Origin of the sequence: Streptococcus sp. KHUD_010, assembly GCF_040207525.1 — a bacterium.
Taxonomy (GTDB): Bacteria; Bacillota; Bacilli; order Lactobacillales; family Streptococcaceae; genus Streptococcus; species Streptococcus hominis.
The window spans coordinates 123,083-150,008 of record NZ_CP157941.1 but is presented as its reverse complement, the minus strand read 5'-3'; the positions used below and the strand labels follow the sequence as shown (position 1 = coordinate 150,008).

Genomic DNA, 26,926 nt, shown 5'->3' with positions numbered 1-26,926 from the left:
TCTGTTTCTATTCTGTTGTATTCATAAAGCCAGTATATTTTCTCTTCAGAAGGTAACCTTCAAGCTGTTTCATTCCTTCAATACCAGTTGCAATAATAATCAGCAAACTAGTACCACCTAAAGCAACAGCATCTGTCAATCCAAACAAATCTTTTGCTAAAATCGGTAAGATTGAAATAAAGCCTAAGAAAAGTGAACCAACTGTTGCTAAGCGACGAAGCAGCTTAGACATATATTCTTCTGTTCCTTTACCAGGACGTACACCATGAATATAAGCACCACTCTTTTGCAAATTCTCTGCAGTTTTCTCTGGATTGATTTGTACAAATGTATAGAAAAATGTAAACAAAATAATCAAGAGTGCGTACATCACAATTCCGCTTGCGGTTGTTGTTGCAAACAAGGATTGGGCCACTCGAACCCACTGTGCATTATGACCTGTAGCTGTCAAGAATTGGAAAATAGCTGCAGGTGCGGCAGTAATCGAACTTGCAAAGATAACCGGAATAACACCTGCTGGATTGACCTTCAAAGGAAGGTATGAGCTAGAAGGCGCACCTTGCGCAATCTTTGTATACTGGATTGGAATTTTGTATTCTGCTTGTTGAACGAATGTTGTAAAGTAAACAATGAGCAAAACAGCTATAATCAGAATAGTCACAAAAATGATAGATGAAGTAATACGGCTACTTGGTACATTGACAAAGTAGTCTACATATATACTCTTAATCATTCCTGGAATTGCTGCTACGATACCTGCAAAGATAATCATAGAAACGCCATTACCATAGCCTTTATCCGTGATTTGTTCCCCTAACCAAGTCACAATCATAGAACCTGTTGTCAAAAGGAATCCAATCAGCAAATAAGTTTGCCAGTTAGGTGTTGCCACCAACTTAGCACTAGACAAGGTATTGAAACCTGCTGTAATACCGATAGATTGAACAAACGCCAAGACTAAGGCAATATAGCGCGTTGCTTGATTTAACTTTCTTCGTCCAACTTCACCTTGCTTGCCCCATTCTACAAACTTAGGTAAAATATCCATTTGTAGCAATTGAACAACAATAGAGGCGGTAATATACGGACTAACTCCCAATGCAAATACTGAGAAATTTCGCAAAGCATTACCTGACACAAGGCTGAGCATATTTAGGAATGAAAGCCCGTTAAGAGCTTCCAAGCTTTTTGCATTAACACCTGGAACAGTAATCGTCGTACCAATTCGAAATACTAATACAATAAAAATTGTAAAGAGAATTTTTGAACGAACCTGTTTGATTTTTAATGCATCTTTTAATAGTTTAAAAAACATAGGTCACCTCGCTTAGATGACTTCCACTGAACCACCTTTAGCAGTGATAGCTTCTTCGGCTGATTTAGAGAATTTAGCTGCTTTCACAGTCAATTTCTTTGTCAATTCGCCGTTACCAAGAATCTTAACACCAGATTTTTCAGCTTTTACAATCCCTGCTTCGATAAGGACAACTGGAGTTACTTCTGCCCCGTCTTCAAAAACATTCAATTGATCAAGATTTACAATTGCATATTCTTTACGATTGATGTTCAAGAAACCGCGTTTTGGCATACGACGGAACAATGGTGTTTGTCCACCTTCAAAACCAAGACGAACTTTACCACCACTACGAGCTTTTTGCCCTTTTTGACCGCGACCAGAAGTTTTACCATTACCTGATGAAGTACCACGACCAACACGATTGCGGACTTTACGAGAACCTGTAGCAGGTTGTAATTCATGAAGTTTCATTATTATTTTCTCCTCTTTTGTAAAATGCTAGCGCTCATACTGAGCAAAAGGTGTTCCCAGTATAAACTCGCCTATACATATATTTAGTTTAAGGGGCTGAGAAAATCCTCTCATCCCCTAGTTTATTTCAATTTAAAGTTTTGTTAGCAAAATGATTACTTACTTAACTTCTTCAACAGTTACCAAGTGTGATACTGCTGTAATCATACCACGAACAGCAGCATTGTCTTCTTTGATAACTGAGCTGTTCAATTTGCCAAGTCCAAGTGCTACAACAGTTTTACGTTGTGACGGGATGCGTCCGATTGGAGACTTAGTCAAAGTAATTTTAATTTGAGCCATGTGAATCTCCTTTCTTATGCTAAGTCAGAAACTGAAATACCACGAAGGGCAGCAACTTCTTCAGCGCGTTTTAATTGTTTCAAACCTTCAACAGTTGCGCGAACGATGTTGATTGGAGTGTTAGAACCAAGTGATTTAGATGTTACATCTGCTACACCTGCCAATTCAATGACGGCACGAACAGCACCACCAGCAGCTACTCCAGCACCTTCTACAGCTGGTTTCAACAAGACACGAGCTCCACCAAATTCAGATGTTACTTCGTGAGGAATTGTTGTGCCAACCATTGGTACCTCAATTAGGTTTTTCTTTGCATCTTCAACGGCTTTGCGAATTGCTTCTGGTACTTCTTGAGCTTTACCAGTACCAAAGCCAACACGACCATTACGGTCACCAACAACTACAAGAGCTGCAAAACGAAGACGACGTCCACCTTTAACAACTTTTGTAACACGGTTAATCGCAACTACGCGTTCTTCAAGTTCAACTGCATTGTCTTTAAATGCCATTTTTTAGTGTCCTCCCTATTAGAATTTCAATCCGTTTTCACGAGCTGCATCAGCCAAAGCTTTTACACGTCCGTGATATAGATATCCACCGCGGTCAAACACCACTTCAGTAATACCTTTAGCAACTGCACGTTCAGCAACAAGTTTGCCGACAACAACGGCTTGTTCAGTTTTAGTTCCTTTTGAAACTTCTTTGTCAAGAGTTGAAGCGCTTGCGAGCGTTACACCCGCTACGTCATCAATTACTTGAGCGTAGATGCCTGTATTAGAACGGAATACGTTCAAACGTGGGCGATCAGCAGTTCCAGAGAGTTTTCCACGAACGCGACGATGGCGTTTTTGGCGGACTTTATTTTTATCTGGTTTCGAAATCACAATTTTCACCTCTTAATTTTATTGTGTACCTAAGCACAAAGTTGGAAATAAATATCTTGGTTGAAAAACAACCTTATAACATTATTTACCAGTTTTACCTTCTTTACGGCGAACGAATTCACCAACGTAGCGGATACCTTTCCCTTTATATGGTTCAGGAGCACGCAAGCTACGGATATAAGCAGCAGTTTGTCCAACTACTTCTTTTGAGATTCCGTTCACAACAATAGTCGTTGGATTTGGAAGTTCAAAAGTAATACCTTCAGGAGCTTCCACTTCATCTGGATGAGATTTACCAACCGAAAGTACCAATTTTTTACCTTGAAGTTGAGCACGGTATCCAACCCCACGCATTTCAAGTTCTTTCTTGAATCCTTCTGATACACCATGAACCATGTTGTTCAAAAGAGCACGAGTTGTTCCGTGGATTGTTTTCATTTCTTTTGTATCGTTTGGACGGTGAAGAGTTACTTCTGTTCCTTCCACACGAATATCAATATCTTTAGAGAACGTGCGAGTGAGTTCTCCTTTAGGTCCTTTTACAGTTACGACATTGTCTTTGTTTGTCAATTCGACACCCGCAGGCAATGCAATAACTTTATTACCAATACGTGACATTTTTTGTTTTCTCCTGTTAGATTGTCAAGCCGCAGAACGACTAGTTTTCACGGGACTGCTATTAAAATAGCAGAAAGTGAGTTATAGGTTACATTTTCTAAGTGAGTCTAGGCATTCGCTCGCAAGCATAACTTGAAGTTAGGCAAGAGCGAATAACAACGACTCACGACGAAAATGGAAGCTATAATTTTACCAAACGTAGGCGATTACTTCCCCACCAACATTCTTTTGGCGTGCTTCTTTGTCAGTCAACAAGCCTTCAGATGTTGAGATAATCGCAATTCCAAGTCCATTCAAGACTTTTGGAAGATCTTCACATTTTTTGTAAACACGAAGTCCTGGTGTTGAAACACGTTTCAAACCAGTGATAACTTTTTCACCGTTTTGACCGTATTTAAGGAATACACGAATAACACCTTGTTTATCATCTTCAATGTACTCAACGTTCTTCACAAAACCTTCGCGTTTAAGGATTTCAGCAATCCCTTTTTTGATATTTGATGCAGGTACTTCTAGCACTTCATGTTTTGCTTGATTCGCATTACGAATACGTGTCAAAAAGTCTGCAATTGGGTCAGTCATAACCATTTTGTTTTTCTCCTCTTACTAGTAGTTTGATAATTCACTTGCTAGTTAATGATTGAGCTAGGCTCAGTTTGATGGATACACTCTAAACAGACTTGCTGATTAGAACACGGACTACAAGCTGTGCAAAATAGATAGATTTCTCTAGGAGCATCGCTCCTGAGCGAAATCCCCTATTTTTGCTGGGCTCGTTACGCCTTTTGTATCATGTTTTAATTGAGTTCAAGCTAAGAACTTGGTGAAAAAGATAAGTTTGCCTTGGAGCATCGCTCCTACACCAAACTTCCTATTTTCATTGCGTTTTCTTAACGCTCTCACATCTTAAATTACCAAGAAGCTTTGGTAACGCCTGGAATTTGTCCTTTGTATGCTAACTCGCGGAAGCAAACACGGCAAAGTTTAAACTTGCGGTAAACTGAATGTGGACGACCACAACGTTCGCAACGAGTGTAAGCTTGCGTAGAGAACTTCGCAGGGCGTTTGTTCTTAGCAATCATTGATTTTTTAGCCAATTTATTTACCTCCTAGATTATTTTGCAAAAGGCATTCCAAGGCCCGTAAGCAATTCACGTGATTCTTCATCCGTGTTAGCAGTTGTTACAATAACAATGTCAAGACCACGAGTCTTGTCAACATCATCAAAGTTGATTTCTGGGAAAATCAATTGTTCTTTCACACCAAGTGTGTAGTTTCCGCGTCCATCAAATGATTTTGTTGGAACACCGTGGAAGTCACGAACACGTGGAAGTGATACAGTAACCAATTTATCCAAGAATTCATACATGCGTTCGCCGCGAAGAGTTACCTTAGCACCAATCGCTACACCTTCACGAAGACGGAAGCCGGCGATAGATTTTTTAGCTTTAGTGATAAGTGGTTTTTGACCTGAGATAAGAGCAAGCTCTTCAGCAGCTTTTTCAAGATTTTTAGCATTTGATACAGCATCTCCAACACCCATGTTCAAAACGATTTTATCCACTTTTGGCACAGCCATAACAGATGAGTAGTTAAACTTTTCAGTCAAAGCAGGAACTACTTCATTAAGATATTTTTCTTTTAAACGATTAGCCATTATACTTCTCCTTTCCTTCGTGATTAGTCAAGCACTTCGCCTGATTTTTTATTGTAACGAACTTTTTTGCCGTCTACAAACTTGTAGCCAACACGTCCTGCAACACCATTTTTGTCCAACACTTGAACATTAGACACATGGATTGGTGCTTCTTTTTCCACGATAGCACCTTGAGGGTTTTCGTTATTCGGTTTTTGGTGTTTCTTGATGATATTTACACCTTCAACAACAACTTTATTTACTTTTGGAAGTGCGGCAACGACTTTAGCTTCAACGCCTTTATCTTTACCAGCAATCACGCGAACTTTGTCGCCAGTTTTTACAAACATTGGTTTCTCCTTTGATTTCTTACGCCCTGATGGGCACCCTATCTATCAAAGATAGGGGACTTAGTTTGTTTTTGATTAAAGTACTTCTGGAGCAAGTGAGACGATCTTCATGAATCCACCTTCACGCAATTCGCGTGCAACTGGACCAAAGATACGTGTCCCGCGAGGTGTTTTATCATCACGGATAATCACTGCAGCATTTTCGTCAAATTTGATGTATGAACCATCTTTGCGACGAGCACCTGATTTAGTACGAACGATAACCGCTTTTACAACGTCACCTTTTTTAACCGCACCACCAGGAGTAGCTTGTTTTACAGATGCAACGATGACATCACCAATACTAGCGAATTTACGCTTTGAACCACCAAGAACTTTGATTGTCAAGATTTCGCGGGCACCGCTGTTGTCAGCAACTTTCAAACGAGTTTCTGTTTGAATCATTTAAGTTTTCTCCTTTCTGGTTTGATTAGATGATAACTGCTTCTTCTACAACTTCTACAAGACGGAAGCGTTTTGTAGCTGAAAGCGGACGAGTTTCCATGATACGAACAATATCGCCTTCCTTAGCGATGTTATTTTCATCATGCGCTTTGTATTTTTTAGAGTAGTTAATACGCTTACCATAGACTGGGTGGTTACGTTTTGTTTCAACTACAACTGTGATTGTTTTATCCATCTTGTCAGAAACGACGCGTCCAACAAGCGTTTTACGTTGATTACGTTCCATTTTAGAATTTCTCCTTTCCCAAGTCTATTATTTCATTTCTGATTGAACAGTTTTGATACGAGCGATTTGCTTTTTCACTTCTTTCAAGCGTGCAGTTTGTTCTAATTGACCTGTTGCTGCTTGGAAACGAAGATCAAACAATTCTTTCTTCAATTCTCTTTCACGCTTCGCGAGTTCTTCTTGAGAAAGACCACGAAGTTCTTTAACAAATTCTTTTACTTCATTAAGTTTCATGCCTTCTCCTTATTCTGCTTCACGTTTCACGAATTTTGTTTTAACCGGTAATTTGTGGCTTGCAAGACGAAGCGCTTCGCGAGCAACTTCCTCAGGCACACCAGCGATTTCAAACATCACTTTACCACGTTTAACTGGCGCAACCCAACCTTCTGGAGCACCTTTCCCAGATCCCATACGAACCCCGATAGCTTTAGCAGTGTATGACTTGTGTGGGAAGATTTTAATCCAAACCTTACCACCACGTTTCATGTAACGCGTCATAGCGATACGAGCAGCTTCGATTTGGCGGTTTGTGATCCAATGGCTAGTAGTTGCTTGAAGACCATATTCTCCAAATGCCACTTCCTTACCACCTTTAGCTTCACCGCGCATTTTACCACGAAATTCGCGGCGGTGTTTAACACGTTTAGGTACTAACATTGGTTATTTACCTCCTTTAGTGTTTTTACGAGCTGGAAGAACTTCTCCGCGGTAAATCCATACTTTAACACCAAGTTTACCGTAAGTAGTATCTGCTTCTTCCCAAGCGTAATCAATATCTGCACGAAGCGTATGAAGCGGAACAGTCCCTTCAGAATACCCTTCACTACGAGCGATATCAGCACCGTTCAAGCGGCCAGATACTTGAGTTTTAATTCCTTTAGCTCCCGCACGCATTGTACGTTGGATTGCTTGTTTTTGAGCACGACGGAAAGCAACACGTTGTTCTAATTGGCGAGCAATTCCTTCACCAACAAGATGAGCGTCCAAATCTGGTGATTTGATTTCAATGATGTTGATGTGGACTTGTTTACCAGTCAGTTTGTTAAGTTTTGCACGAAGTGCATCAACGTTTGCTCCACCTTTACCGATAACCATACCTGGTTTAGCAGTGTGAAGAGAAACGTTTACTTTATTTACTGCGCGTTCGATTTCAATAGTTGAAACAGCTGCGTCAGCTAATTCTTTTTGAACGAATTTACGGATTGCAAGATCTTCATGAAGGTAATCCGCGTATTCTTTTTCAGCATACCATTTGGCATCCCAGTCACGGATGATACCGACACGCATACCTATTGGATGTACTTTTTGACCCACGTTTTTACCTCCTTATTTTTCTGCAACGACCACTGTGATGTGGCTAGTGCGTTTGTTGATTGGTGAAGCTGAACCTTTTGCACGTGGACGGAAACGTTTCATTGTTGGTCCTTCGTTTGCGTAAGCTTCAGATACTACCAAGTTTGCTTTTTCCAAACCAAAGTTGTTTTCTGCATTAGCGATTGCTGAGTTCAACACTTTTTCGATAATGCCAGCAGCTTTGTTTGGTGTGAATTTCAAAATTGCGATTGCGTCAGCGACGTCTTTCCCGCGGATATTGTCAAGAACTAGACGAGATTTACGAGGTGAAACGCGCACTGTACGAGCCATTGCTTTAGCTGAAGTAATTTCTGCCATGTTTTTCTCCTCTCTTATCTACGTGTTTTCTTGTCGTCAGTAGCGTGACCTTTGTAAGTACGAGTTGGTGCAAATTCACCAAGCTTGTGCCCTACCATGTCTTCTTGGATGTAAACAGGAACATGTTTACGTCCATCATAAACTGCAATTGTATATCCGATGAAACTTGGGAAAATCGTTGAACGACGTGACCAAGTTTTGATGACTTTTTTCTTTTCGTCGTTGGCTTGAGCTTCAACTTTCTTCATCAAATGCTCATCGACGAAAGGTCCTTTTTTAAGACTGCGTCCCATTTTTATGTTTTCTCCTTTAAAATATGTACCACAACGGCTTGCACTGACAATCAGCGCTACCGAGCTGGCGGAAATATGCGATCCTTTGCTCGCTTGCTATATATAGTTGTAACACCTTACGAGTAGGCAGTGGTTGATTGATAGTTAGCTATGACTCTACGCCTTGCTACCCATATAATCAACTTTGCCGGGGTTCCGCAATGAAGTTTGGTAGCTAGACCGTCAAATTTCTGCTCAGCCGCCTATTTCTCGTTACGACGACGAACGATAAGTTTGTCGGATTTCGCTTTCTTGTTACGAGTTTTAAGTCCAAGAGCAGGTTTGCCCCATGGAGTAGATGGTGCTTTACGACCAACTGGCGCTTTACCTTCACCACCACCGTGTGGGTGATCGTTCGGGTTCATTACAGAACCGCGGACTGTTGGGCGGATGCCTTTCCAACGGCTGCGTCCAGCCTTACCAAGGTTAACCAGTCCATGTTGTTCATTTCCAACAACACCGACTGTAGCACGGCAAGTTTCAAGAATCATGCGAACTTCGCCTGATTGCAAACGAACAAGAACATATTTGCCTTCTTGACCGAGCACTTGAGCAGAAGCTCCAGCAGCACGTACTAATTCACCACCATGTCCTGGTTTCAATTCAATATTATGAATCAATGTACCAACTGGGATATTAGCAAGTGGAAGAGCATTTCCAACTTTAATATCCGCTTCTGGTCCAGAAACGATGTGTTGACCGACTTCAAGACCTTTAGGAGCGATGATATAAGCTTTCACACCGTCAGTGTAATGTACAAGAGCGATGTTGGCTGAACGATTTGGATCGTATTCAATTGTTTTAACAACTGCTTCAACACCGTCTTTGTTACGTTTGAAGTCAATCAAACGGTAATGGCGTTTGTGTCCACCACCTTGGTGACGAACAGTGATACGACCGTTGTTGTTACGACCAGCTTTGTTGTTCAAAGAAACAAGCAAAGTTTTTTCTGGAGTGCTCGTTGTGATTTCAGCGAAATCCAAAGAAGTCATATTACGGCGACCATTTGTAGTTGGTTTATAAACTCTGATTCCCACGATATTTCCTCCTTAGATTATTCTGCTTCAGCACCGAACAACTCGATTGCTTTAGAATCAGCTGTAAGAGTGATGATAGCTTTTTTAGTTTTGTTTGTAAAACCAGTATAACGCCCTACACGTTTTGCTTTTGGTTTTACATTGATTGTGTTCACATTTGCAACCTTCACTCCGTCAAAAGCAGCTTCAACCGCTTGTTTGATCAAAAGTTTATGAGCGCGAGTGTCCACTTCAAATACGTATTTGCCTTCTTCAAGAAGAGCCATTGTGCTTTCTGTGATGATAGGCTTTTTGATTACGTCATACAAATTCATTATGCAAGAACCTCCTCGATTGTAGAGATAGCTTCTTTAGTAACAAGAAGTTTGTCGCTATTTACGATATCAAGAACACTTGCAGTTGTTGCTGTTGCAACTTTCACATTTGGAAGGTTACGTGCTGAAAGTGCAGCAAATTCGTTTCCTTCTTCAAGAATTACAAGTACTTTTGAATCAATGCTAAGTGCAGCAAGTACTTTCGCAAACTCAGCAGTCTTTGGAGCTGTAAATGAAAGGCTGTCTACAGCTACGAATTTGTCCTCAGCAACTTTTTCAGAATAAACTGATTTAAGTGCCAATCTACGAACTTTTTGTGGAAGTTTGTAGGCGTATGAACGAGGAGTTGGACCAAATACGGTACCACCACCACGCCATTGTGGAGAGCGGATAGAACCTTGGCGCGCACGTCCAGTTCCTTTTTGACGCCATGGTTTGCGTCCGCCACCTGATACTGCAGAGCGGTTTTTAACAGCGTGAGTTCCTTGACGAAGGCTTGCACGTTGACTGATAACAACATCAAATACAACTGATTCATTTGGCTCAATACCAAATACTGCATCGTTAAGAACTACTTCACCAGCTTCTTTACCAGTTTGGTCAAATAATTTTACGTTTGCCATTATGACTGATTTCCCCTTTCTTTATTATTTACCAGCTTTAACTGCTGACTTGATAGTGATAAGAGATTTCTTAGCACCAGGAACGTTACCTTTGATGAGGATAACGTTTTTCTCTGGAACAACTTGTGCGATTTCAAGGTTTTGAATCGTCACACGGTTGCCACCCATGCGTCCTGCCAAGTGTTTGTTTTTGAAAACACGGTTAGGCGCAACTGGTCCCATAGAACCAGGACGGCGGTGATAACGAGAACCGTGAGCCATTGGACCACGTGATTGACCGTGGCGTTTGATAACACCTTGGAAACCTTTACCTTTTGAAGTTCCTGTTACATCAACAACATCGCCAGCTTCGAATGTATCCACTGTGATTTCTGCACCGACCTCTAAGCCTTCAATGTTTTTGAATTCACGAATGAAGCGCTTAGGAGCCGTGTTAGCTTTCGCTACATGTCCTTTAGCAGGTTTGTTACTCAATACATCACGAAGGTCGTCAAAACCGACTTGAACAGCGTTATAACCATCTGTTTCAACTGTTTTCACTTGAAGAACCACGTTTGGTGTTGCTTCAACAACAGTTACAGGGATCAATTCGCCAGCTTCAGTGAAGATTTGAGTCATTCCCACTTTTTTCCCTAAGATTCCTTTTGTCATGAGAAAATGTTTCCTTTTCTATATTTTTTCAAAAAGTTTTTAACGAGCGTTTTTTATGCTCAAGATTAAGATATTAAGGGCGTTAAGAGAGTCTGGCAAAAATAGGAAACTGACGCAGTGTTCGACGAACACTAGGAAGTTTATCTTTTTTGCAGAGCTCTTAGCCCATATTCAGTTAAACCCGAATACTTTTATCTTGCATCTGATTAAAGTTTGATTTCTACGTTCACACCACTTGGAAGATCCAACTTCATCAAAGCATCAACTGTTTTTTGAGTTGGGTTGATGATATCAATCAAACGTTTGTGTGTACGCATTTCAAATTGTTCGCGAGAATCTTTGTATTTGTGAGTCGCACGAATGATTGTGTAGAGGCTACGTTCAGTTGGAAGTGGGATTGGTCCTGCAACTTCTGCACCTGTACGAGTAGCAGTTTCTACGATTTTTGCAGCCGCTGTATCAAGTGTACGGTGTTCGTAAGCTTTCAAACGGATACGAATTTTTTTGTTTGCCATCTTTTTCTCCTTTTCGTCTATTTAAGATAATAGGCTAGCTCCGCAAGAAAACCGAAACGCCATTGCGTGGCAATGCAACCGAGCGTGTCGCAACCTCTTGCATCAAAGCTACAGACTGTTTTTCACAGCACCATAATAGAATAACACAAAGATTCACTGATTGCAAGGGATTTGAGAATTTTTTTGAGATTTTTTGACAAAAAGAGACTTTACAAAACAAAAAACGAATTTAGCTCAGCGAAGAGTTAAAAACACAGAGAAAACTTGCTAATTTCTCTGGTTCATATTTTCTAAATAATGAGTATTGAATATTATTTTTTGTCTTGCTTTATTGGTACTATTGAAACACCCCAAGCGACAAAAGCACCATAAATGGTGGATAGCAGTCGATTTCCTGCGTAGAGCAAGTCTCCTTTTCCCATAATCGCAACAATCAGTAATGTTAAAACTGCAATTCTCGCTAAGAAAGGAGGTAAGGCAACTGATTTGCTAACATATAGAGTTCCAAGAATAGCTAACATTAACAGACAGAACAATGTTATCTTACTTGGGATGAAATGATAACAGCAAATCAAAAGAACAGCCGCTAAACCACCTACCAGCGTTGCTAGAATTCTATAATATCCACTTTTTTTGCTTGCCAGCCCCTCTTCCTGTACACAAAAAAGAAGCCGGTAAAATACCTAAAAAAGGAATAAGTCAGGCACTTACAATACAAAACATAACTGAGACAACGATTTTAAAATCGAGTGAATTTAATTTCATTTTTTTATCTCCTTGATTATTTGTTCTAATTGTAACACTAAACCAATAAATCGCAAAGAGCATTTTCTAAACAAAAACACCACTAACATAATGTAGTGGCATTTGGGAGATTATGAAAAAGAAAAGTTTTAGGATAAATATAGAATAACTTTTCAACCTTAAAACTAGCTTAACGTAACTTTATCTTTTAAAATAGAGATTTTTTAACTTTAAAAGTATTTCCCGATTGACAAATCAATATATCTGCAAGGTCGTGATAAGGTCTATAATAACGCTCATATTGCTCACGACGTGCTTGGTGTGTTCTCTCAATCCACTCAGGCTGCCGATTACGTACTGCTACATCACGGGACAAGCGGCGCTCTAATTCCGTCGCTGCATCGGTGTAAAAACAAATGGACAAATCAAACAACTCTTTCGGCAGAAAAGCAACTGACATGCCTTCCACAATTAGAATTGATTTTTCCGCTGAAAGTCGCTGACTTGGTGCCCAAGGCTGGTCAATCGTCACTATATCACAGCCAGATTGCAAGGCTCTTATATCACGTTTCAAGCTCTTCAATTCATGAGCCACTGGAAGACAGGCTGTCACTTTTTGCTCTGGAAATTCTCTAACTGTCAGCAAGTCACGATATTCCCCGTCTATTATATAAGGATCAGCCGCAAGCAGATTAACTCGCTCTCGCCCCAGACTTTCTACTAAACGTTTGGCAAAAGTAGATTTTCCAGAAGCACCGTGACCGTAAATCGCTAGCGTATGTTTTTTCCCATCCAGCAAATAATTCTTGACTACTTCTACTAACGACCTCTCACCTTGATTCATCTAGAAATTCCTCTTTGAATGATTGTAGCCATAGCGCTCGATGAAATCTTCACGAAATTCAAGCAAATTGTCATATAGAATGGCTTGGCGGACATTTTTCATCAGATTGATGAGGAAATAGAGATTGTGATAGCTGGTCAGACGGAGTCCAAAGGTTTCATCAGCCTTAAGCAAATGCCGAAGATACGCGCGCGTATAGTTTTTGCAGGTGTAGCAATCACAGTTATGATCTAGTGGGGTGAAATCCTCTGCAAATTGAGCATTTTTCACGACCAAACGCCCTTCGCTGGTCATACAAGTGCCATTTCTGGCAATTCGTGTCGGCAGCACGCAGTCAAACATATCCACACCACGTATTACCCCGTCAATCAGGCTGTCTGGCGCTCCCACTCCCATGAGGTAGCGAGGCTTGTTTTCAGGCAGCATCGGAGTTGTGAAGTCCAATACTGCATTCATCTCTTCATGAGATTCACCCACAGCTAGTCCACCAATGGAATAGCCTGGAAAATCCATGCTGACCAAATCCTGAGCTGACTGGCGACGCAAATCTTCAAAACCAGCACCTTGCACAATCCCAAAGAGACCCTGGTCATACGGACGGCGATGTGCTTTGAGTCCACGCTCTGCCCAGCGGCTAGTCCGCTCAATGGACTTTTTCACATAATCGTACGGTTGATAGAACTGCGGGCATTCATCAAAAGACATCATGATGTCACTGCCTAGATTGTTTTGAATAGAAATGGCCTTTTCTGGAGAGAGAAACATTTTTGCGCCGTTCAGATGATTCTTGAAAGTCACCCCTTCTTCGGTGATGTTGCGGCTGTCTGCCAGAGAATACACCTGAAAACCACCGCTGTCTGTCAGAATAGCCTGATCCCAGTTCATAAATTTATGAAGCCCACCAGCACGTGCAATCAGCTCATCACCCGGCCGCAACCAGAGATGGTAGGTATTAGATAAAATAATCCCTGAACCCATTTCTTTGAGTTCCTCTGGAGACTGCGTTTTTACAGTTGCCTGAGTTCCCACGGGCATAAACATGGGAGTTGGAAAAGTGCCATGCGGCGTGATAATTTCTCCCAAACGAGCACCTGTGTGCTTCTCTTTTTTAATCAAACGATATTGAATCGGTGAATCTGACATTTTTACCTCCGATACTGGGAAAAACAGTCCCAGACCTTCATTTTACAGTGTGTGAGTTCATTTGACTCACAACATCCTGTATGATTTTATCAAAAAAAGGAAGAAAGATAAAGTAGATAAAAACTTTTCTTTCTCTTAGAAGAATATGGTATAATATTTTTCAATATAGGAGGCAAATATGAACTTAAGTGAATTGCGAGCAGAAGCTCGTCGTATCCAACGCCAAGCCAAGGGAATCTATGCACTCTTTTTAGTGCCAATTGTGACTGCGATTGTTTCCTTTGTTTACAATTATTCTTCAGACACCTTGTCCAATAATATCTTACAATATGGTATCCAAAATACGGTTGTCCACGGGATCAATCGCTCATTGTTCCCAGTAGCGATTAGTTTTATCGTATCTTTCTTTTTAACTGCTGCCTTTTGGACCTTACTGGAAGTCATTCGTGGAAAACGGCAAGAAGTACACTTTGCAGATTCTATACGAACTTTTGATAGTAAAGTAATTGGTCCTGTTTTCATGACACTTTTGCTCAAACGTGTATTACTATTTCTGTGGAATATTTTCGTCTGGATTGGAAGCGGCATGATGATTCTGGCCAGTTTTAGTGTCATAAAACTCCTCCCCAATTCTCAAGCTCTCTCACAAAATACTGCACTTCAGACAACTGTTGGGGCATTGTTACTTTATATTCTCATCGGTTTTATTTTGATGGTAATCGGTATTATTATTGCACTTCCTCAATATTACGCTTATTCGCAAGTAGAATTTATTCTTTGTGACACATTAGAAAACCAGAGCTATGAGAGCACCTTTAAAATTATTCGTACAAGCCGCCAGATGATGAAAGGATATAAAGGCAAGCGATTTGTACTTGATTTAAGTTTTATTGGCTGGTACTTGCTAACTGCTATTACTTTGGGGATCGCATCTATTTATGTCTATCCCTACGTTTATACAGCTCAAACTCTTTTCTATGAAGCTGTGCTAAAGGAACAAGATCAGACTCCAATTTTTTATTAATTTCTTGCATGAAACAATTGGCAGTCCAACAAAAGACTTGAACGAACTGTTCAGGTCTTTTGAGTTGTATCCATTTTTCGTAAAGTGATTCAGCTCAAGTGTCATATTGCAAACTTTACATGAAAAAAGCCACCAATTGGGTGACTTTATTAGGGAGATTATTATGAAAAAGTTTAGGATTTCTATCAAACAAAGTTAGGAGGTCTTCATTTGATAAATATAGTATAATCAACCTAGCTTAAAACAAACTTAATTTTTTAGAACAAATTGATTTTTTTTAGAAATTTCTTGAAAGACGTCTTCCAGCGAATCTTGATCTGTAAAGGTTACTGCTTCCCAACCTAAGAAATCACGTTTTTTCCACCAACGTTTCATGTCGGCTGGACTGAAATCTGCTTTCTTGCTCCTAGTTTGGTGGCGGCGAACTGTCTCTTCAAAAATCAAATCATAATAGTAAGACAGAACTTTTGGATAAAAGAGGTCACGCAATTCTTCTAGCATTTGCCCATAAATGTCTGTTTCATAAAATCCTTCAACGATCACCAACAAATCTCGCTCATAGCCATAACAGGCAATGGTTTCCGTCAAAGAGATTGACAGATTGTCCTGCTCGACTTTTTCTTTCAGCATGTCACGCCGAACGATATCTTGAGAGATGACAAGCGTCCTTCGTCCATAATACTCTTGCAATTTTTTTGCCAGACTTGTTTTTCCTGAACCAGAATTGCCTCTGATAATCACCAACGTTGCCATTTACTCTCCTAAAATCAGACGGGTATGCTCCCGCTTGATACAGCGGTTCATGATAATATCATCCCGACCAGCTGCCCGCAGAATCTGCTCCGCTTCTTCATTTTCCAAGCCTAATTGTGCCCAGAAGATCTTAGCATTCGCTTGCAGAAAATCACGCGCTACATCTGGCAAAAACTCGCTACGACGGTAGACATCAACAATATCCACCGGAAAAGGAATGTCTTTGAGACTGGCATAAACAGTCTCACCAAAAATTTGACTGCCCGCTGCCCGCGGATTGACTGGAATAATGCGATAGCCTCGCTCCTGCATCTCTTTGGACACACGGTTGCTGGTCGTTTCTTCGCGGTCAGACAGTCCGACAACAGCAATCACTTTGCTGTTTTTCAAATAATGCTTGACGATTGCATCGCTAGGATTTTGAAAATGATATGTCATAAGGTTCCTCCTACTTCATAATAAAATTGGATAGTTTTATAGCATTTGTGCCTTAACGAAACACGCGCTAAAGCCTAAGAAAATAGATAATTCCTTCTAGGAGCATCGCTCTTTCATCGAATTTTCTCCTGTTCTCGCCTTGTTTACATCCTTTACATCTTGCGCTTACTTGGCTTCATACCAGGTCTTGCCAGCACTTTCGTCCGCTTTCAAGGGAACAGAAAGTTCAATGGCAGATTCCATGATATTCTTCACCAGAGTTTTAACAGTCTCCAGTTCGTTTTCAGGTACTTCCATCACAATTTCATCATGAACTTGCAGCAACATTCTGGTTTTAAAATTCCCATCTATCAGAGCTTGGTCCAGTCGAATCATTGCAATTTTAAGAATGTCTGCGGCTGAGCCTTGAATCGGTGAATTGATAGCTGTCCGTTCCGCAAATCCTCGAACATTGAAGTTACGAGAATTGATATCCGGGATCTCCCGACGACGGTGAAAGAGAGTTTCTACATAGCCCTTATCTCGTGCCTCTCGCACTACATTTTCCATATAATTCTTGATACCCGGGTAGCGCTCAAAATAAGTATCAATATAGGACTTCGCTTCCTTACGACTAATACCCAGATTGTTGGCAAGTCCAAAGTCAGAAATTCCGTAAACAACACCAAAGTTAACAGCTTTGGCATTGCGGCGGTCATTTGGTGTCACATCTTCTGGCTTTTCAATACCAAAAACCCGCATGGCTGTTGAAGTGTGAATATCTGCCCCGTGTCTGAAAGCCTCAATCAAATGCTCATCACCTGAAATATGCGCCAAAACCCGCAACTCAATTTGCGAATAATCGGAGCTAAGTAAGACACTATTCTCCCACTCTGGCACAAAAGCTTTCCGAATCAAGCGGCCTTGCTCTAGGCGGATTGGGATATTTTGCAGATTAGGATCAACACTTGATAGGCGTCCTGTCTGAGTCAAATCTTGAAGATAGCGAGTGTGAATCTTTCCGTCCGCTAGAATCCAGTCCTGCAATCCCATGACATAGGTTGATTGAATCTTAGCAATTTGCCGATAGTCCAAAATCTTCTCCACAATTGGCGCGATTGGTGCTAAACGTTTCAATACATCTACTGCCGTAGAGTAGCCCGTTTTGGTTTTCTTAGTAAAAGACGTTGGCAAACCTAGTTTTTCAAAGAGAATACCCCCCAACTGTTTAGGCGAATTAATGTTAAACTCCTCACCAGCAAGCTCATAGATGTCCTGCGTCAGTTGGGTAAGAAGCACCTCATTTTCAGCCTGCATGGTTTGCAATGTTTCGCGCTCTACTTTGATACCAGCAATCTCCATTTTAGCCAGCACAAAGGCTAAAGGTTGCTCCATTTCGTACAGCAGATTAAGCTGGTCATGCTGGCGCAGCAAGTCTGTCATAGGCTTTTCAGTTTCAATGAGAACTGTGACTTTTCTGGCTAAATGGCTCAATAAAATAGCTTTTTCAGGCAGTGCCCGCTTAGCGCCTTTCCCATAAACCGCCTCATCTTCGGCGAGTTTGGTCTTGCCATAAAGACCAGCAATTGTTGCAATTTCATTGTTATCAACGGTTGAAAGAAGGTACTTAGCTAAACGGCTATCAAATGCAGGTCGCGAAAGCTCAATGCCTAAGCGACTGAGCAAGACCTTGGAGCGTTTAAAATCATAAACCTTGAGGGCTGTATTTTCCAAAAATTCTTTGAAAATTGGTTGCTGTAAGAGACTGATATCCTGACTCGCATAAATCTGCCGTGCATTCCCCCAAGCAAAGCCCACCATCTCGTCAATGTGGTAATTGTCACCCAACATTTCAAAATAGAAAAAATCATCTTTACTGAGCATTTCCGAAAGGACTTCCGTCACTTCCTCAAAAGCAATGTCAGTCCCCTCTTCTGGTTCTACTTCTGCTTCTAGTGCTTGCTTAAATTGCTTAAAGCCCATTTCATCGTAAAATCTGCTTAATTGTTTGATATTCGGACCTTGATAGAGAATATCTTCCAAACCAATTTCGATTGGGGCTTGGGTATCAATGGTTGCAAGTGTTCTAGATAAGAAAGCAATATCCTTGTCATTGATGAGATTTTCCTTCATCTTAGACTGCTTCATTTGGTCAATGTTGTTATAAATACCTTCCAGAGAGCCATATTCCAAAAGAAGCTTGAGTCCCGTTTTCTCACCGATTTTAGTCACTCCAGGGATATTGTCTGAGGAATCGCCCATAAGAGCCTTAAGGTCAATAAATTGTGTGGGTGTAATTCCCATTTTTTCCATGAGGTAGGCTGGTGTGAATTTCTCGAACTCGGCCACACCTTTTTTAGAAATTTCCACAATAGTATTATCATCGACCAGCTGAATCAAATCCTTGTCTCCACTCACGATTGTCACATTGTAGGGAACAGCCGTTTTTTCAGCCATTTTATCTAAAGTACCGATAATGTCATCTGCCTCATACTGATCCAAATCATAATAGCAAATACCCAGCTTATCTAGCATTTCGCGAATAAAAGGCAGCTGCTCACGAAATTCCTCTGGCGTTTTAGCCCGACCACCCTTGTAATCAGCATACATCTCTGTCCGAAAGGTAGTCTTTCCCGCATCAAAAGCCACCAAGATATGAGTTGGCTGTACACGTTCTATCAAGTGATTCAGCATAAGATGGGAGCCGTAAATGGCATTGGTGTGAAGCCCAGACGGGCTCTTAAAACGGTCAATTTGATTATACAGTGCAAAAAAAGCACGATAAGCTACAGAAGAGCCGTCGATTAATAATAACTTATTCTTTTTTTCCATAGGTTTATTATAACACGAAAGTCGGACAAAGACAGAAAAGGCGGCGTGGAAAATAGGTAGAAAATGAATTGAGATTTAAATTTTGCTATAATCATCTTATGAACAACACCTACTATTTTATCCGCCATGCGTATTCTATCTATACACCTGATGAAATCAACCTACCATTATCAGACAAAGGCCAAGAATCCTTGGCACAGCTTGAATTTTTAGCATACAAATCCATTACCGCCATTTATTCTAGCCCCTACCGAAGAGCCATCCAAACGATTGAGCCTTTGGCTCAGAGTCTGAAACTCGCTATTCAAAGCGACGAACGGTTAATAGAGCGAAAGCTAAGTAGTCAAGCGATTGCCGACCAAGACTTTGAAGAAGCCCTCATGAAACTTTGGTCACGGCCAACATTTTCACTTGTTGGTGGCGAGTCCAATCAACAAGCTCAACAGCGTGCCTTAGCTCTTCTTCATGAGCTAGAAAGCAAACATCAAAACGAAGAAATTATCATCAGTTCCCACGGCAATCTGATTTGCATCTTGCTGAGCACATTTGACTCCAGCATTGATTATGACTTCTGGAGCAGCCTAAGTGTGCCAGATGTACTGGCTTTAGATAAAAATAGGAATATCTCTCGCCTTCTCTAAAAGAAAAAGCAGGCTAGACTGACAGTAAATCAGTTCTGGTCTGCTTTTGTTTTTTTATTCTAAATTTGAAGCTTATAAACTCAGCAATTGTTCTAAATGCTTGACTGCGTCTGCAAAGCTATCAACGACATAGGTGGCAGCCACTTGGACATTGGCTGAAGCATGTGTCATACAATAGGAAATATCGGATTTTTCAAACATCGAAATGTCATTTCCAGAGTCGCCAAATGCCACAACTAGTTGATAATGCTTTTTCAAAAGCTGTAAACCACTACCTTTTGAAACATCTTTCGCAGTCACTTCTATGCGAGTGCTCCCTGATTGGTAGACTTCTAAATGAGGAAAATGTTCTTTTAATTCTTTTACATAGACAGACGTTTTCGCTGCTTCTGGGCGAATGTTAAACTTGTAAATCTGACGTTTCCGCACCAGATCATAAGGATTTTCCAAGCAAAGGATGGGCATATTCCACAAACGCCGCTTGTCCTCATGGTCAAAGTTGCCAATTCTCTCCTCGCCATCAAGTGCATCAAAAACGAGTTTTTCTTTTTTGAGGTAGTCTAACAAGGCTTGTACATCTGCTGACGCCAATGTTTGAGAAAATAATATATTCCCATTTTCAGCAATCATGGCGCCATTAAAGCCGATTGCATAGCTTAAATGAAGCTGATTACGTTGCGTAATGTAGTTGATTTCCTTGACAGAACGACCCGTAGCAATAGCGAAGTCACTGTAACGTGTCAAATTTTGATAAGCTTGCCAGTCTACTGAATTAACATCAACAGAATTTTTCACAAAAGTTCCGTCTAAATCTGTTACACATAAAATCTTATGTGCCATGGCTATTCCTCTAAACCTAAAATGTCTTGGATTTCCATTTTGAGAACATTGGCATAAGCACCATAGATAGATTGCATTTGCATGCCATTTTCAGCAAAACCAAGTGCTTCATATTGGTTGACAATCGTATCCTTATCCACTAATGATTTGTCCTTGACATCAATACGCAAACGAGTGATACAAGCATTGACATCAACAATATTTTCTGGACCACCATGGGCTGCAATCAAACCGAGAGCCTGTTGGTGCGTTTTTTCTTTCTTGCTAAGTTCTTTCCCTTCAGATTTTTCTGGAGTAGGTGCTGTATCCTGCGGAGCTGCTTGACCGACATTTTGAATCTTCAAGCCATATTTACCACGCGCTTCTTGCTTACTTGCCAACTTGACTTCATCCGTATCTTCTCTACCTGGAGTCTTAAAGTTGAATTTCAAAATCATAAATTTAAAAACATAATAATAAAGGAAGAAATAAGGGATACCTACTAAGAAGACGAGCCACCAGTGCGTTTTAGGCCCTTGCAACACACCATAGATTACAAGGTTAATGAAACCATGGCCGGTAGGAGTTGCTACACCAGCACCAAGCATGTGCATAACAAACAAAGCAGAACCTGCCAAAACAGCATGCACAGCGTAAAGCATTGGTGCCACAAAAAGGAAAGTAAATTCGATTGGCTCTGTAATACCAGTCAAGAATGAAGTTCCGGCTGCTGCAAAGAGAAGCGAACCTGCTACTTTACGTTTTTCTGGAGAAGCTGTCTTGTACATAGCATAAGCAGCACCAGAAAGACCGAACATGAAGTAAACAAATTTACCACCATTGAAACGCGTAATAGATGGGGCAATAGACTTGATCGAAGAATCTGCTAAAGAAGCAAGGTAGGCATTGACCGTACCGACGACATGGTTACCACCAATTGTCCATGAGCCACCAAGCTCTGTCGTACGGACCGGCCAGTTGAGACCATGGTGCAAACCAAACGGCAAGAGAGCCCGCTCAATCAATCCATATAAGAAAGTGCCAATCGGGCCTGACTTCAAAACGAGGATAGACACTGCGCTAATGCCTGCTTGAATAGTTGGCCAAATAAAGAAAATTGCGATAGCCACAAAGGACATAGCCACCATAGTGACAATTGGTACAAAACGTGGTCCACTGAAGAAGCCAATCATAGTTGGCAATTCTTGTTTCACAGCCCACTTGTGAATGAAGTAAACAGAAACCCCAACAATAATCCCTCCAAACACACTGAGGTCCATAGTTTGAATCCCGAGGACTTTTGTCTGCATGGCATTTGACAGGGCAAGTTTGGCTGCACCGCTTGATAAGTTAGCAGTATTGACTAGCCTTCCACTGATTTTCAACAAGAAATTCAAAACGTTGTGCAAAACAAGAAAACCTAACAAACCAGATAAAGCTGCCGATCCTTTTTCCCGTTTTGCAAGACCAACTGAAACTCCGACTGCAAAAATAACAGGCAAGTTGCTAAAAGCTGTACCACCCAGCGCAATGAAAAATTTCATGACAAATTGAAAAACTGCATTGTTCAAGAATGGGAACATCTTAAGCGTGTTTTCATTGGTAAAAGCTGTACCAATACCTTGAATAATCCCTGCACCGGGCAAGACCGAAACAGGGAGTAAGAATGAGCGTCCAAATTGCTCAAAGGCAGAGATAAATTTATTCTTCTCTTTCATCTTTTATACTCCTTATGTTTTCTGTTCTCATTTTAACAAAAATAAACTTGAAAACGCTTTTTTAACAGAAGTTTCTATCTTGATTATTTTTTACTATTTCGGTAAAATTTTACTAGAAAACGTTTTATTTTAAACGACAATTAGAAAGAGGCTATATGTTTCTAAAAAATTTAAAGCAACACTATGATCGATTATCTGTAAACGAACAAGAGGTCATCGACTACCTCATGCGTCAGAAAGAAATTGAATCTCTTACGCTGAAAACCATTTCCAACGAATTGTTCATCTCCTCATCTACCGTTATTCGTGCTTGTAAAAAGTTAGGCTATCAAACTTATAATGAATTACGTTATGATCTGCGTTTATCAAAAGAGCTGAAAAAAATCAAACCAAGTTAGAGCGCACTTCTTTTGAACAATTAAAAGAACAAATCCATGTTGAATTTGAACATACCCTATCCATCCTATCTGAACAAGATTTTAAAATCTTTGCCCACAAAATTCTCGAAGCCAGACGGATCTTCTGTATCGGAGTAGGATCTAGCTACATGGCTATGACTGATTTTAATCGAAAACTAAAACTTATCAACATTTGGTCTAATGACTACTTCGAGCAATACAGTATTGATAGGATTAAAGATATTGCCACACAAAAAGATGTGATTATTGTCTTCTCGCTCGGCGGCAGCAACAAAGACGTTAACCACAGTATCTTACAGGCAAAAGAACAAGGGGCAACTGTTCTTACAATCACTACTTTAGGAAACCATCTTCTCTCTAAAATCAGTGACCACATGATTTTCGTCTACGATGCACCTAAAAAGCGCGAAAAACTACGCTCACGCTTGATGTTCAATTTAGTTGGAAATCTGCTTTTTGAAGTTATTTTAGCCAAGCAGCAACAAGGATAACAAAAAGAGTAGAACGCCGCCTTTTCCGGTCTTGTCCTACTCTTTTTTTATATATCCAATACTAAAGAAAAGCTGCTACCTTGCCCATATTCGCTCTGAACGAAAATATCTCCACCCAGTTGATGAGCTAGTTCACGGGCGATATAAAGCCCTAGGCCGTGCCCGCCAGTTTTCATATTGCGAGAAGATTCCACCCGATAAAGTCGTTTAAAAATCTTATCCAAATCCTCTGACTTAATGCCCTGACCTTCATCTGCCACCGTTAAAATCAAGCACTTATTTTCAACCACCGCATCAATAGTAAGCTTAGTGCCTGCTTCCGAATACTTAAAAGCATTGCTCACAAGATTGAGAATAATCCGTGAAAGTTTATCATAATTGCTAATAATTTTTGCTGATTCTGGCTGCACCGAAATCCGAATATCTCGGTCTTCTCTATCAATCACCAATTGGAACTCCGACATAATATCAATCAAGAGCTTATCAAGAAAAATCTCCTCTTTTTCTATCGGTGTATCTGGTTCATGCATGGTATTTAACGTAATGAAGCTTAACTCTTCCACCAGTTTATTTAGGCGATCGGTCTGCCGACTGATGGTTTTGAGATAATACTGCTGCTCATCAGCTGCAATCACACCATCTAACATTCCCTCCACCGTCGCTTGAATGGATGTCAAAGGCGTTTTAATATCGTGTGAGAGCTGAGCAATCATCAAGCCTTTTTCTTTTTCACTCTCTTCTAAAGAGGCAAATGTGTTTTGCAAATCAGTAGACATTTCATTAAAAGCATCTGCTAATTCTTTAAACTCTGTTGGATTTTTAATTGTATTGACCGTTTCAAATTTCTTATTCGGTATACCTTTGATGAGCTGTTTTAATTTATCCAAAGAGAGAAAAACGCGGCTCAACAGTAAAAGACTGACCAATGCACCTGTAATACTTGCTAAAATGCTGATTCCAATAATGAAGTAAATATCACTTCTTGCAATTAGCATGGTATTGACTGACCAAACAATTGCAACAACTGTGATAGTTGTGGAAATGAGATACCCCACAATAATAAAGTGTTTTAATTTCATTTTAAACCTCTATCTTATAGCCCAATCCCCAAACAGTCTTAATCGTGGGTGTTTTTTCTGTACTGTACTTTGCTAAATCTTGCCGCAAGGCATGGATGTGAACATTCAACGTATTTGTATCATCTACAAAATCTTCTTGCCAGACTTTCTCATACAATTCTGTCTTAGAAAAGACCCGCTGAGGATTGCTGGCTAAAATCCATAGCAACTCAAAAGATTTAATGGTCATCATCAACGATTGTCCGTGCACTGTCACTTCGCGCGTTGCATGATTTATCTCTAAATCCCCTAGTTGGAGTTTTTCATCTGCTCCCACACTGCGGTGAATGCGCCGCAAGATATTGTGTACCCGCAACACCAACTCCCGCGGACTGAAAGGTTTGGTAATAAAATCATCCGCTCCCATACTGAGGGAATAAATTTTATCCGGTTCAGATGTTTTAGCAGTGATAAAAAGGAAAGGTTGCTCCGGAGCAAGATACTGCACTTCGCCAATCAAATCATACCCGTCCATGTTGGGCATCATAATGTCGGTGATAATCAAATCAATCGGATATTTCTTAAAAAGCTCCAAAGCTTCCTGCCCATCATGAGCCACATTGACTTCATAACCTGCCTTCGTTAAATAACGCTTGTTAATCTCGGTAATCTCTACTTCATCATCTACTAACAAAATTCTCTTCGTCATTTTCTTACCTCTATTGTGCAAAATAGTGTTATACCACGAAAAAGTATAACACTATTTCTATACTTGATTCAAGCGTTAGTGCTCACAAATGCGAGAATTATTTCTTTTCTCTGCGTTTCATGCCGACAAGTGTTAGAATAGCTGCTGCACTTAAGCCAAGAAGTCCTAAAACTGTCAAAGCAAGAGAAGATTTTTGACCTGTATTAGGAAGCGATTTTTTACTTGCCTTAGCTTGTCCACCTTTTGAAGATGTCGCAGAAGGTGTTCCGCCTTTATTTGAATGCTTGCTTTCGTCATGATCTGCTTTTTTACCTTGGTTTTGTGCCTGACCATTTTGACCTTGTTGAGATTGCCCATTAGAGTCCGCTTTCTTTTCACCTTTTAGGTTAATGGTCACAGATTTCGTAGCAATAACATTGTTTAAGTCTGCTTTACCGTCTTTAGTTGCACCATAAACTGTAACTGTTGCGGTATAGCTGTGTGTGCCATTCGCCTTTAATTGATCTAAAAGCGCTTGATTTTCTTTGCCAGTCGTATTACCGTTTAAAGCAACTTGATAGAAATATTTGCCTTTTTCTAAACCTACAAGTGGTAGGAGACCTGCATGGTTTGCTTTACCATTATCTGACCACGGTGCGCCATCTGAGGATTTCAACAAGAGACGGGTTAACATACCGTCACCACCGAAGAGCTCATACGGAATAACTTGGTTGACACCAGCTGTAAATGGTCCTGGATAGACTGCATTTGTCAAATAACTTGCAGGAACATCAATTTTATCTTTGATGTTATCTGCTACGGATTTTTTCACTTGGTCAGCAGTCGTAGTGCCGTTCAGATTCAAGTTCACTTGACGTGTTGCGATGACATTGTTCAAGTCTGCTTTACCATCTTTGGTTGCACCATAAACCGTTACCGTTGCGGTATAGCTGTGTGTGCCATTCGCTTTTAGTTGATCTAAAAGAGCTTTGCCTTGTTTACCTGTTGCATTACCATTGAGTGATACTTGGTAGAAATATTTACCTTTTGGAATGTTGGCAAACGGTAGTAAGCCGGCGTGTTTTGCCGTGCCATTATCTGACCATGGTGCCCCGTCTGAGGATTTCAACAAGAGACGGGTTAACATACCGTCACCACCGAAGAGTTCGTACGGAATGACTTCGTTCACGCCTGCCGTAAAGGGACCAGGGTGGTTCGCGTTTTGTAAGAAGGAAGCTGGTACATCTGTACTACCTTTGATGTTATCCGCTACAGATTGCTTAGCTTGAGCAAGAGTTGAATCTTCTTGCGCTTTTGGAGCTGCTTCTTTTACAACCGTTTCTGTCGCCTTTTGGATTTTTTTCGCAGCTTCCGCGGCGGACTTGCCTACTTTGTTTTCTTTTGTAACTTCTTGTTTTTCTTGCACCTTTTTATCTGGTGTTTGAATTGTTTTGCCAGACAAGTCTTGTGAGGTTTTTGTTGTACTTGGTGTTTCTTTCTTTTCAGCTGACGAGCTTTCTGTTTGCCCTACTTTCGAATCAAGTATGGATTTCCCAGATTCTGTTGGACTATTTGACGGGGCTGTCGTGACCACCTTGTTTTGCGTACCAACTTGGGCATTTACCGGATTGCTAATAAGAATAAAGAATCCACTTGCCACAACTACGGACGCAACACCCACACTTAACCGACGGATAGACCATTTTGTATATTTTTCATTATTTGAACGATGATTTTTGTCAACCATATTATTTACTCCTTTGATTTATTTTTAATGGTTGATTAAAGTTTACCAAGCTCTTATTAACTATCCGTAAGACAAAGTTAAAGTTTTTCTTAAATAAGCATTATTTCTTGCTTATTT

The 26,926-nt window shown here is 40.5% G+C and carries 37 protein-coding genes; 4 read left to right on the top strand and 33 right to left on the bottom strand.

What is annotated here, in order from left to right; all coding sequences use genetic code 11:
• Nucleotides 1-7: 7 nt before the first annotated feature.
• The 25 genes from secY to tgt all read right to left on the bottom strand — a co-directional run bounded on the left by secY (nt 8) and on the right by tgt (nt 14,202).
• Nucleotides 8-1,315, bottom strand: coding sequence for a preprotein translocase subunit SecY (gene secY / locus ABKA15_RS00800; RefSeq protein ID WP_049512996.1), 1,308 nt, complete (start codon nt 1,313-1,315; stop codon nt 8-10).
• A 12-nt stretch (nt 1,316-1,327) separates the two neighbouring features.
• Nucleotides 1,328-1,768, bottom strand: a complete 441-nt coding sequence (rplO, locus tag ABKA15_RS00795) for a 50S ribosomal protein L15 (RefSeq protein WP_049512998.1) — start codon at nt 1,766-1,768, stop codon at nt 1,328-1,330.
• Nucleotides 1,769-1,927: 159 nt separating this feature from the next.
• The gene (gene rpmD / locus ABKA15_RS00790) at nt 1,928-2,110 is read right to left on the bottom strand and encodes a 50S ribosomal protein L30 (RefSeq protein ID WP_003029471.1); all 183 of its coding nucleotides are present in this window, start codon (nt 2,108-2,110) and stop codon (nt 1,928-1,930) included.
• Nucleotides 2,111-2,124: 14 nt separating this feature from the next.
• Nucleotides 2,125-2,619 (bottom strand): 30S ribosomal protein S5, encoded by a 495-nt coding sequence (gene rpsE / locus ABKA15_RS00785; RefSeq protein ID WP_003029472.1) that lies wholly within the window; start codon nt 2,617-2,619, stop codon nt 2,125-2,127.
• A gap of 18 nt (nt 2,620-2,637) precedes the next feature.
• Nucleotides 2,638-2,994 carry a 50S ribosomal protein L18 gene (gene rplR, locus ABKA15_RS00780; RefSeq protein WP_003026531.1) on the bottom strand — a complete coding sequence of 119 codons (357 nt, stop codon included), beginning with the start codon at nt 2,992-2,994 and terminating at the stop codon, nt 2,638-2,640.
• Between the two features lie 81 nt (nt 2,995-3,075).
• Entirely contained in the window at nt 3,076-3,612 is a 537-nt protein-coding gene (gene rplF, locus ABKA15_RS00775; RefSeq protein ID WP_021002170.1) for a 50S ribosomal protein L6, read from the bottom strand.
• A gap of 189 nt (nt 3,613-3,801) precedes the next feature.
• Entirely contained in the window at nt 3,802-4,200 is a 399-nt protein-coding gene (gene rpsH, locus ABKA15_RS00770; RefSeq protein WP_003026535.1) for a 30S ribosomal protein S8, read from the bottom strand.
• A gap of 323 nt (nt 4,201-4,523) precedes the next feature.
• Complete coding sequence (locus tag ABKA15_RS00765) at nt 4,524-4,709, bottom strand: type Z 30S ribosomal protein S14 (RefSeq protein ID WP_001085699.1); 186 nt, start codon at nt 4,707-4,709, stop codon at nt 4,524-4,526.
• Between the two features lie 17 nt (nt 4,710-4,726).
• Nucleotides 4,727-5,269: a 50S ribosomal protein L5 gene (gene rplE, locus ABKA15_RS00760; protein WP_003026536.1), complete on the bottom strand. Its 543-nt coding sequence runs from the start codon at nt 5,267-5,269 to the stop codon at nt 4,727-4,729.
• A 23-nt stretch (nt 5,270-5,292) separates the two neighbouring features.
• Nucleotides 5,293-5,598, bottom strand: coding sequence for a 50S ribosomal protein L24 (gene rplX, locus ABKA15_RS00755; protein WP_003026539.1), 306 nt, complete (start codon nt 5,596-5,598; stop codon nt 5,293-5,295).
• 75 nt (nt 5,599-5,673) lie between these two features.
• Entirely contained in the window at nt 5,674-6,042 is a 369-nt protein-coding gene (gene rplN / locus ABKA15_RS00750) for a 50S ribosomal protein L14 (protein ID WP_003026541.1), read from the bottom strand.
• A 25-nt stretch (nt 6,043-6,067) separates the two neighbouring features.
• Nucleotides 6,068-6,328: a 30S ribosomal protein S17 gene (gene rpsQ, locus ABKA15_RS00745; protein ID WP_003026542.1), complete on the bottom strand. Its 261-nt coding sequence runs from the start codon at nt 6,326-6,328 to the stop codon at nt 6,068-6,070.
• Nucleotides 6,329-6,355: 27 nt separating this feature from the next.
• The gene (rpmC, locus tag ABKA15_RS00740) at nt 6,356-6,562 is read right to left on the bottom strand and encodes a 50S ribosomal protein L29 (protein ID WP_003029476.1); all 207 of its coding nucleotides are present in this window, start codon (nt 6,560-6,562) and stop codon (nt 6,356-6,358) included.
• A gap of 9 nt (nt 6,563-6,571) precedes the next feature.
• Nucleotides 6,572-6,985, bottom strand: coding sequence for a 50S ribosomal protein L16 (gene rplP, locus ABKA15_RS00735; protein ID WP_003029477.1), 414 nt, complete (start codon nt 6,983-6,985; stop codon nt 6,572-6,574).
• 3 nt (nt 6,986-6,988) lie between these two features.
• Nucleotides 6,989-7,642, bottom strand: a complete 654-nt coding sequence (rpsC, locus tag ABKA15_RS00730; RefSeq protein ID WP_021002172.1) for a 30S ribosomal protein S3 — start codon at nt 7,640-7,642, stop codon at nt 6,989-6,991.
• 12 nt (nt 7,643-7,654) lie between these two features.
• Nucleotides 7,655-7,999, bottom strand: a complete 345-nt coding sequence (gene rplV, locus ABKA15_RS00725) for a 50S ribosomal protein L22 (RefSeq protein WP_003026550.1) — start codon at nt 7,997-7,999, stop codon at nt 7,655-7,657.
• Between the two features lie 14 nt (nt 8,000-8,013).
• Entirely contained in the window at nt 8,014-8,292 is a 279-nt protein-coding gene (gene rpsS / locus ABKA15_RS00720) for a 30S ribosomal protein S19 (protein ID WP_049513000.1), read from the bottom strand.
• A gap of 242 nt (nt 8,293-8,534) precedes the next feature.
• Nucleotides 8,535-9,368, bottom strand: a complete 834-nt coding sequence (gene rplB / locus ABKA15_RS00715) for a 50S ribosomal protein L2 (protein ID WP_049513003.1) — start codon at nt 9,366-9,368, stop codon at nt 8,535-8,537.
• 17 nt (nt 9,369-9,385) lie between these two features.
• A complete protein-coding gene (locus tag ABKA15_RS00710) occupies nt 9,386-9,682 on the bottom strand; it encodes a 50S ribosomal protein L23 (RefSeq protein ID WP_003026555.1) in 297 nt (98 codons plus the stop codon).
• Nucleotides 9,682-10,305, bottom strand: a complete 624-nt coding sequence (gene rplD / locus ABKA15_RS00705) for a 50S ribosomal protein L4 (protein WP_037598474.1) — start codon at nt 10,303-10,305, stop codon at nt 9,682-9,684. The genes ABKA15_RS00710 and rplD overlap by 1 nt, the downstream gene beginning before the upstream one ends.
• A gap of 24 nt (nt 10,306-10,329) precedes the next feature.
• Nucleotides 10,330-10,956, bottom strand: a complete 627-nt coding sequence (rplC, locus tag ABKA15_RS00700; RefSeq protein WP_003026558.1) for a 50S ribosomal protein L3 — start codon at nt 10,954-10,956, stop codon at nt 10,330-10,332.
• Between the two features lie 206 nt (nt 10,957-11,162).
• Nucleotides 11,163-11,471 carry a 30S ribosomal protein S10 gene (gene rpsJ, locus ABKA15_RS00695; protein ID WP_002894478.1) on the bottom strand — a complete coding sequence of 103 codons (309 nt, stop codon included), beginning with the start codon at nt 11,469-11,471 and terminating at the stop codon, nt 11,163-11,165.
• A gap of 311 nt (nt 11,472-11,782) precedes the next feature.
• Nucleotides 11,783-12,085 carry a hypothetical protein gene (locus tag ABKA15_RS00690; protein ID WP_338322551.1) on the bottom strand — a complete coding sequence of 101 codons (303 nt, stop codon included), beginning with the start codon at nt 12,083-12,085 and terminating at the stop codon, nt 11,783-11,785.
• A gap of 338 nt (nt 12,086-12,423) precedes the next feature.
• Nucleotides 12,424-13,059, bottom strand: coding sequence for a phosphoribulokinase (locus ABKA15_RS00685; RefSeq protein WP_186832675.1), 636 nt, complete (start codon nt 13,057-13,059; stop codon nt 12,424-12,426).
• Nucleotides 13,060-14,202: a tRNA guanosine(34) transglycosylase Tgt gene (tgt, locus tag ABKA15_RS00680; protein ID WP_049513012.1), complete on the bottom strand. Its 1,143-nt coding sequence runs from the start codon at nt 14,200-14,202 to the stop codon at nt 13,060-13,062.
• Nucleotides 14,203-14,380: 178 nt separating this feature from the next.
• On the opposite strand from tgt, the gene ABKA15_RS00675 reads away from it, so the two are divergent.
• Nucleotides 14,381-15,226 carry a DUF975 family protein gene (locus ABKA15_RS00675; RefSeq protein ID WP_049513014.1) on the top strand — a complete coding sequence of 282 codons (846 nt, stop codon included), beginning with the start codon at nt 14,381-14,383 and terminating at the stop codon, nt 15,224-15,226.
• Between the two features lie 249 nt (nt 15,227-15,475).
• On the opposite strand, the gene ABKA15_RS00670 is transcribed toward ABKA15_RS00675, so the two are convergent.
• From ABKA15_RS00670 to polA, 3 genes are all read right to left on the bottom strand, one after another.
• Nucleotides 15,476-15,979 (bottom strand): kinase, encoded by a 504-nt coding sequence (locus ABKA15_RS00670; RefSeq protein WP_049513016.1) that lies wholly within the window; start codon nt 15,977-15,979, stop codon nt 15,476-15,478.
• Complete coding sequence (locus ABKA15_RS00665; RefSeq protein WP_049513018.1) at nt 15,980-16,417, bottom strand: CoA-binding protein; 438 nt, start codon at nt 16,415-16,417, stop codon at nt 15,980-15,982. It lies immediately after the preceding gene.
• A gap of 165 nt (nt 16,418-16,582) precedes the next feature.
• The gene (polA, locus tag ABKA15_RS00660; protein ID WP_049513020.1) at nt 16,583-19,228 is read right to left on the bottom strand and encodes a DNA polymerase I; all 2,646 of its coding nucleotides are present in this window, start codon (nt 19,226-19,228) and stop codon (nt 16,583-16,585) included.
• A gap of 98 nt (nt 19,229-19,326) precedes the next feature.
• On the opposite strand from polA, the gene ABKA15_RS00655 reads away from it, so the two are divergent.
• Nucleotides 19,327-19,869, top strand: coding sequence for a histidine phosphatase family protein (locus ABKA15_RS00655; RefSeq protein WP_049513022.1), 543 nt, complete (start codon nt 19,327-19,329; stop codon nt 19,867-19,869).
• A 72-nt stretch (nt 19,870-19,941) separates the two neighbouring features.
• Here the strand turns inward: ABKA15_RS00655 and ABKA15_RS00650 are convergent, their stop codons facing one another.
• A complete protein-coding gene (locus ABKA15_RS00650; RefSeq protein ID WP_049513025.1) occupies nt 19,942-20,709 on the bottom strand; it encodes a Cof-type HAD-IIB family hydrolase in 768 nt (255 codons plus the stop codon).
• Nucleotides 20,710-20,711: 2 nt separating this feature from the next.
• Nucleotides 20,712-22,406 (bottom strand): PTS transporter subunit EIIC, encoded by a 1,695-nt coding sequence (locus tag ABKA15_RS00645; RefSeq protein ID WP_049513027.1) that lies wholly within the window; start codon nt 22,404-22,406, stop codon nt 20,712-20,714.
• 155 nt (nt 22,407-22,561) lie between these two features.
• Here ABKA15_RS00645 and ABKA15_RS00640 point away from each other — a divergent pair, with 155 nt between their 5' ends.
• Complete coding sequence (locus tag ABKA15_RS00640; protein WP_225620234.1) at nt 22,562-22,804, top strand: hypothetical protein; 243 nt, start codon at nt 22,562-22,564, stop codon at nt 22,802-22,804.
• Between the two features lie 149 nt (nt 22,805-22,953).
• On the top strand, nt 22,954-23,316 hold the full coding sequence (locus ABKA15_RS00635) for an SIS domain-containing protein (protein ID WP_239684962.1): 363 nt from the start codon (nt 22,954-22,956) through the stop codon (nt 23,314-23,316).
• Nucleotides 23,317-23,363: 47 nt separating this feature from the next.
• Here the strand turns inward: ABKA15_RS00635 and ABKA15_RS00630 are convergent, their stop codons facing one another.
• From ABKA15_RS00630 to ABKA15_RS00620, 3 genes are all read right to left on the bottom strand, one after another.
• Nucleotides 23,364-24,395 (bottom strand): HAMP domain-containing sensor histidine kinase, encoded by a 1,032-nt coding sequence (locus ABKA15_RS00630; protein ID WP_049513029.1) that lies wholly within the window; start codon nt 24,393-24,395, stop codon nt 23,364-23,366.
• Between the two features lies 1 nt (nt 24,396).
• Nucleotides 24,397-25,083, bottom strand: coding sequence for a response regulator transcription factor (locus ABKA15_RS00625; protein WP_049513031.1), 687 nt, complete (start codon nt 25,081-25,083; stop codon nt 24,397-24,399).
• 97 nt (nt 25,084-25,180) lie between these two features.
• Nucleotides 25,181-26,809 carry a fibronectin-binding SSURE repeat-containing protein gene (locus ABKA15_RS00620; protein WP_049513033.1) on the bottom strand — a complete coding sequence of 543 codons (1,629 nt, stop codon included), beginning with the start codon at nt 26,807-26,809 and terminating at the stop codon, nt 25,181-25,183.
• Nucleotides 26,810-26,926 lie beyond the last annotated feature (117 nt).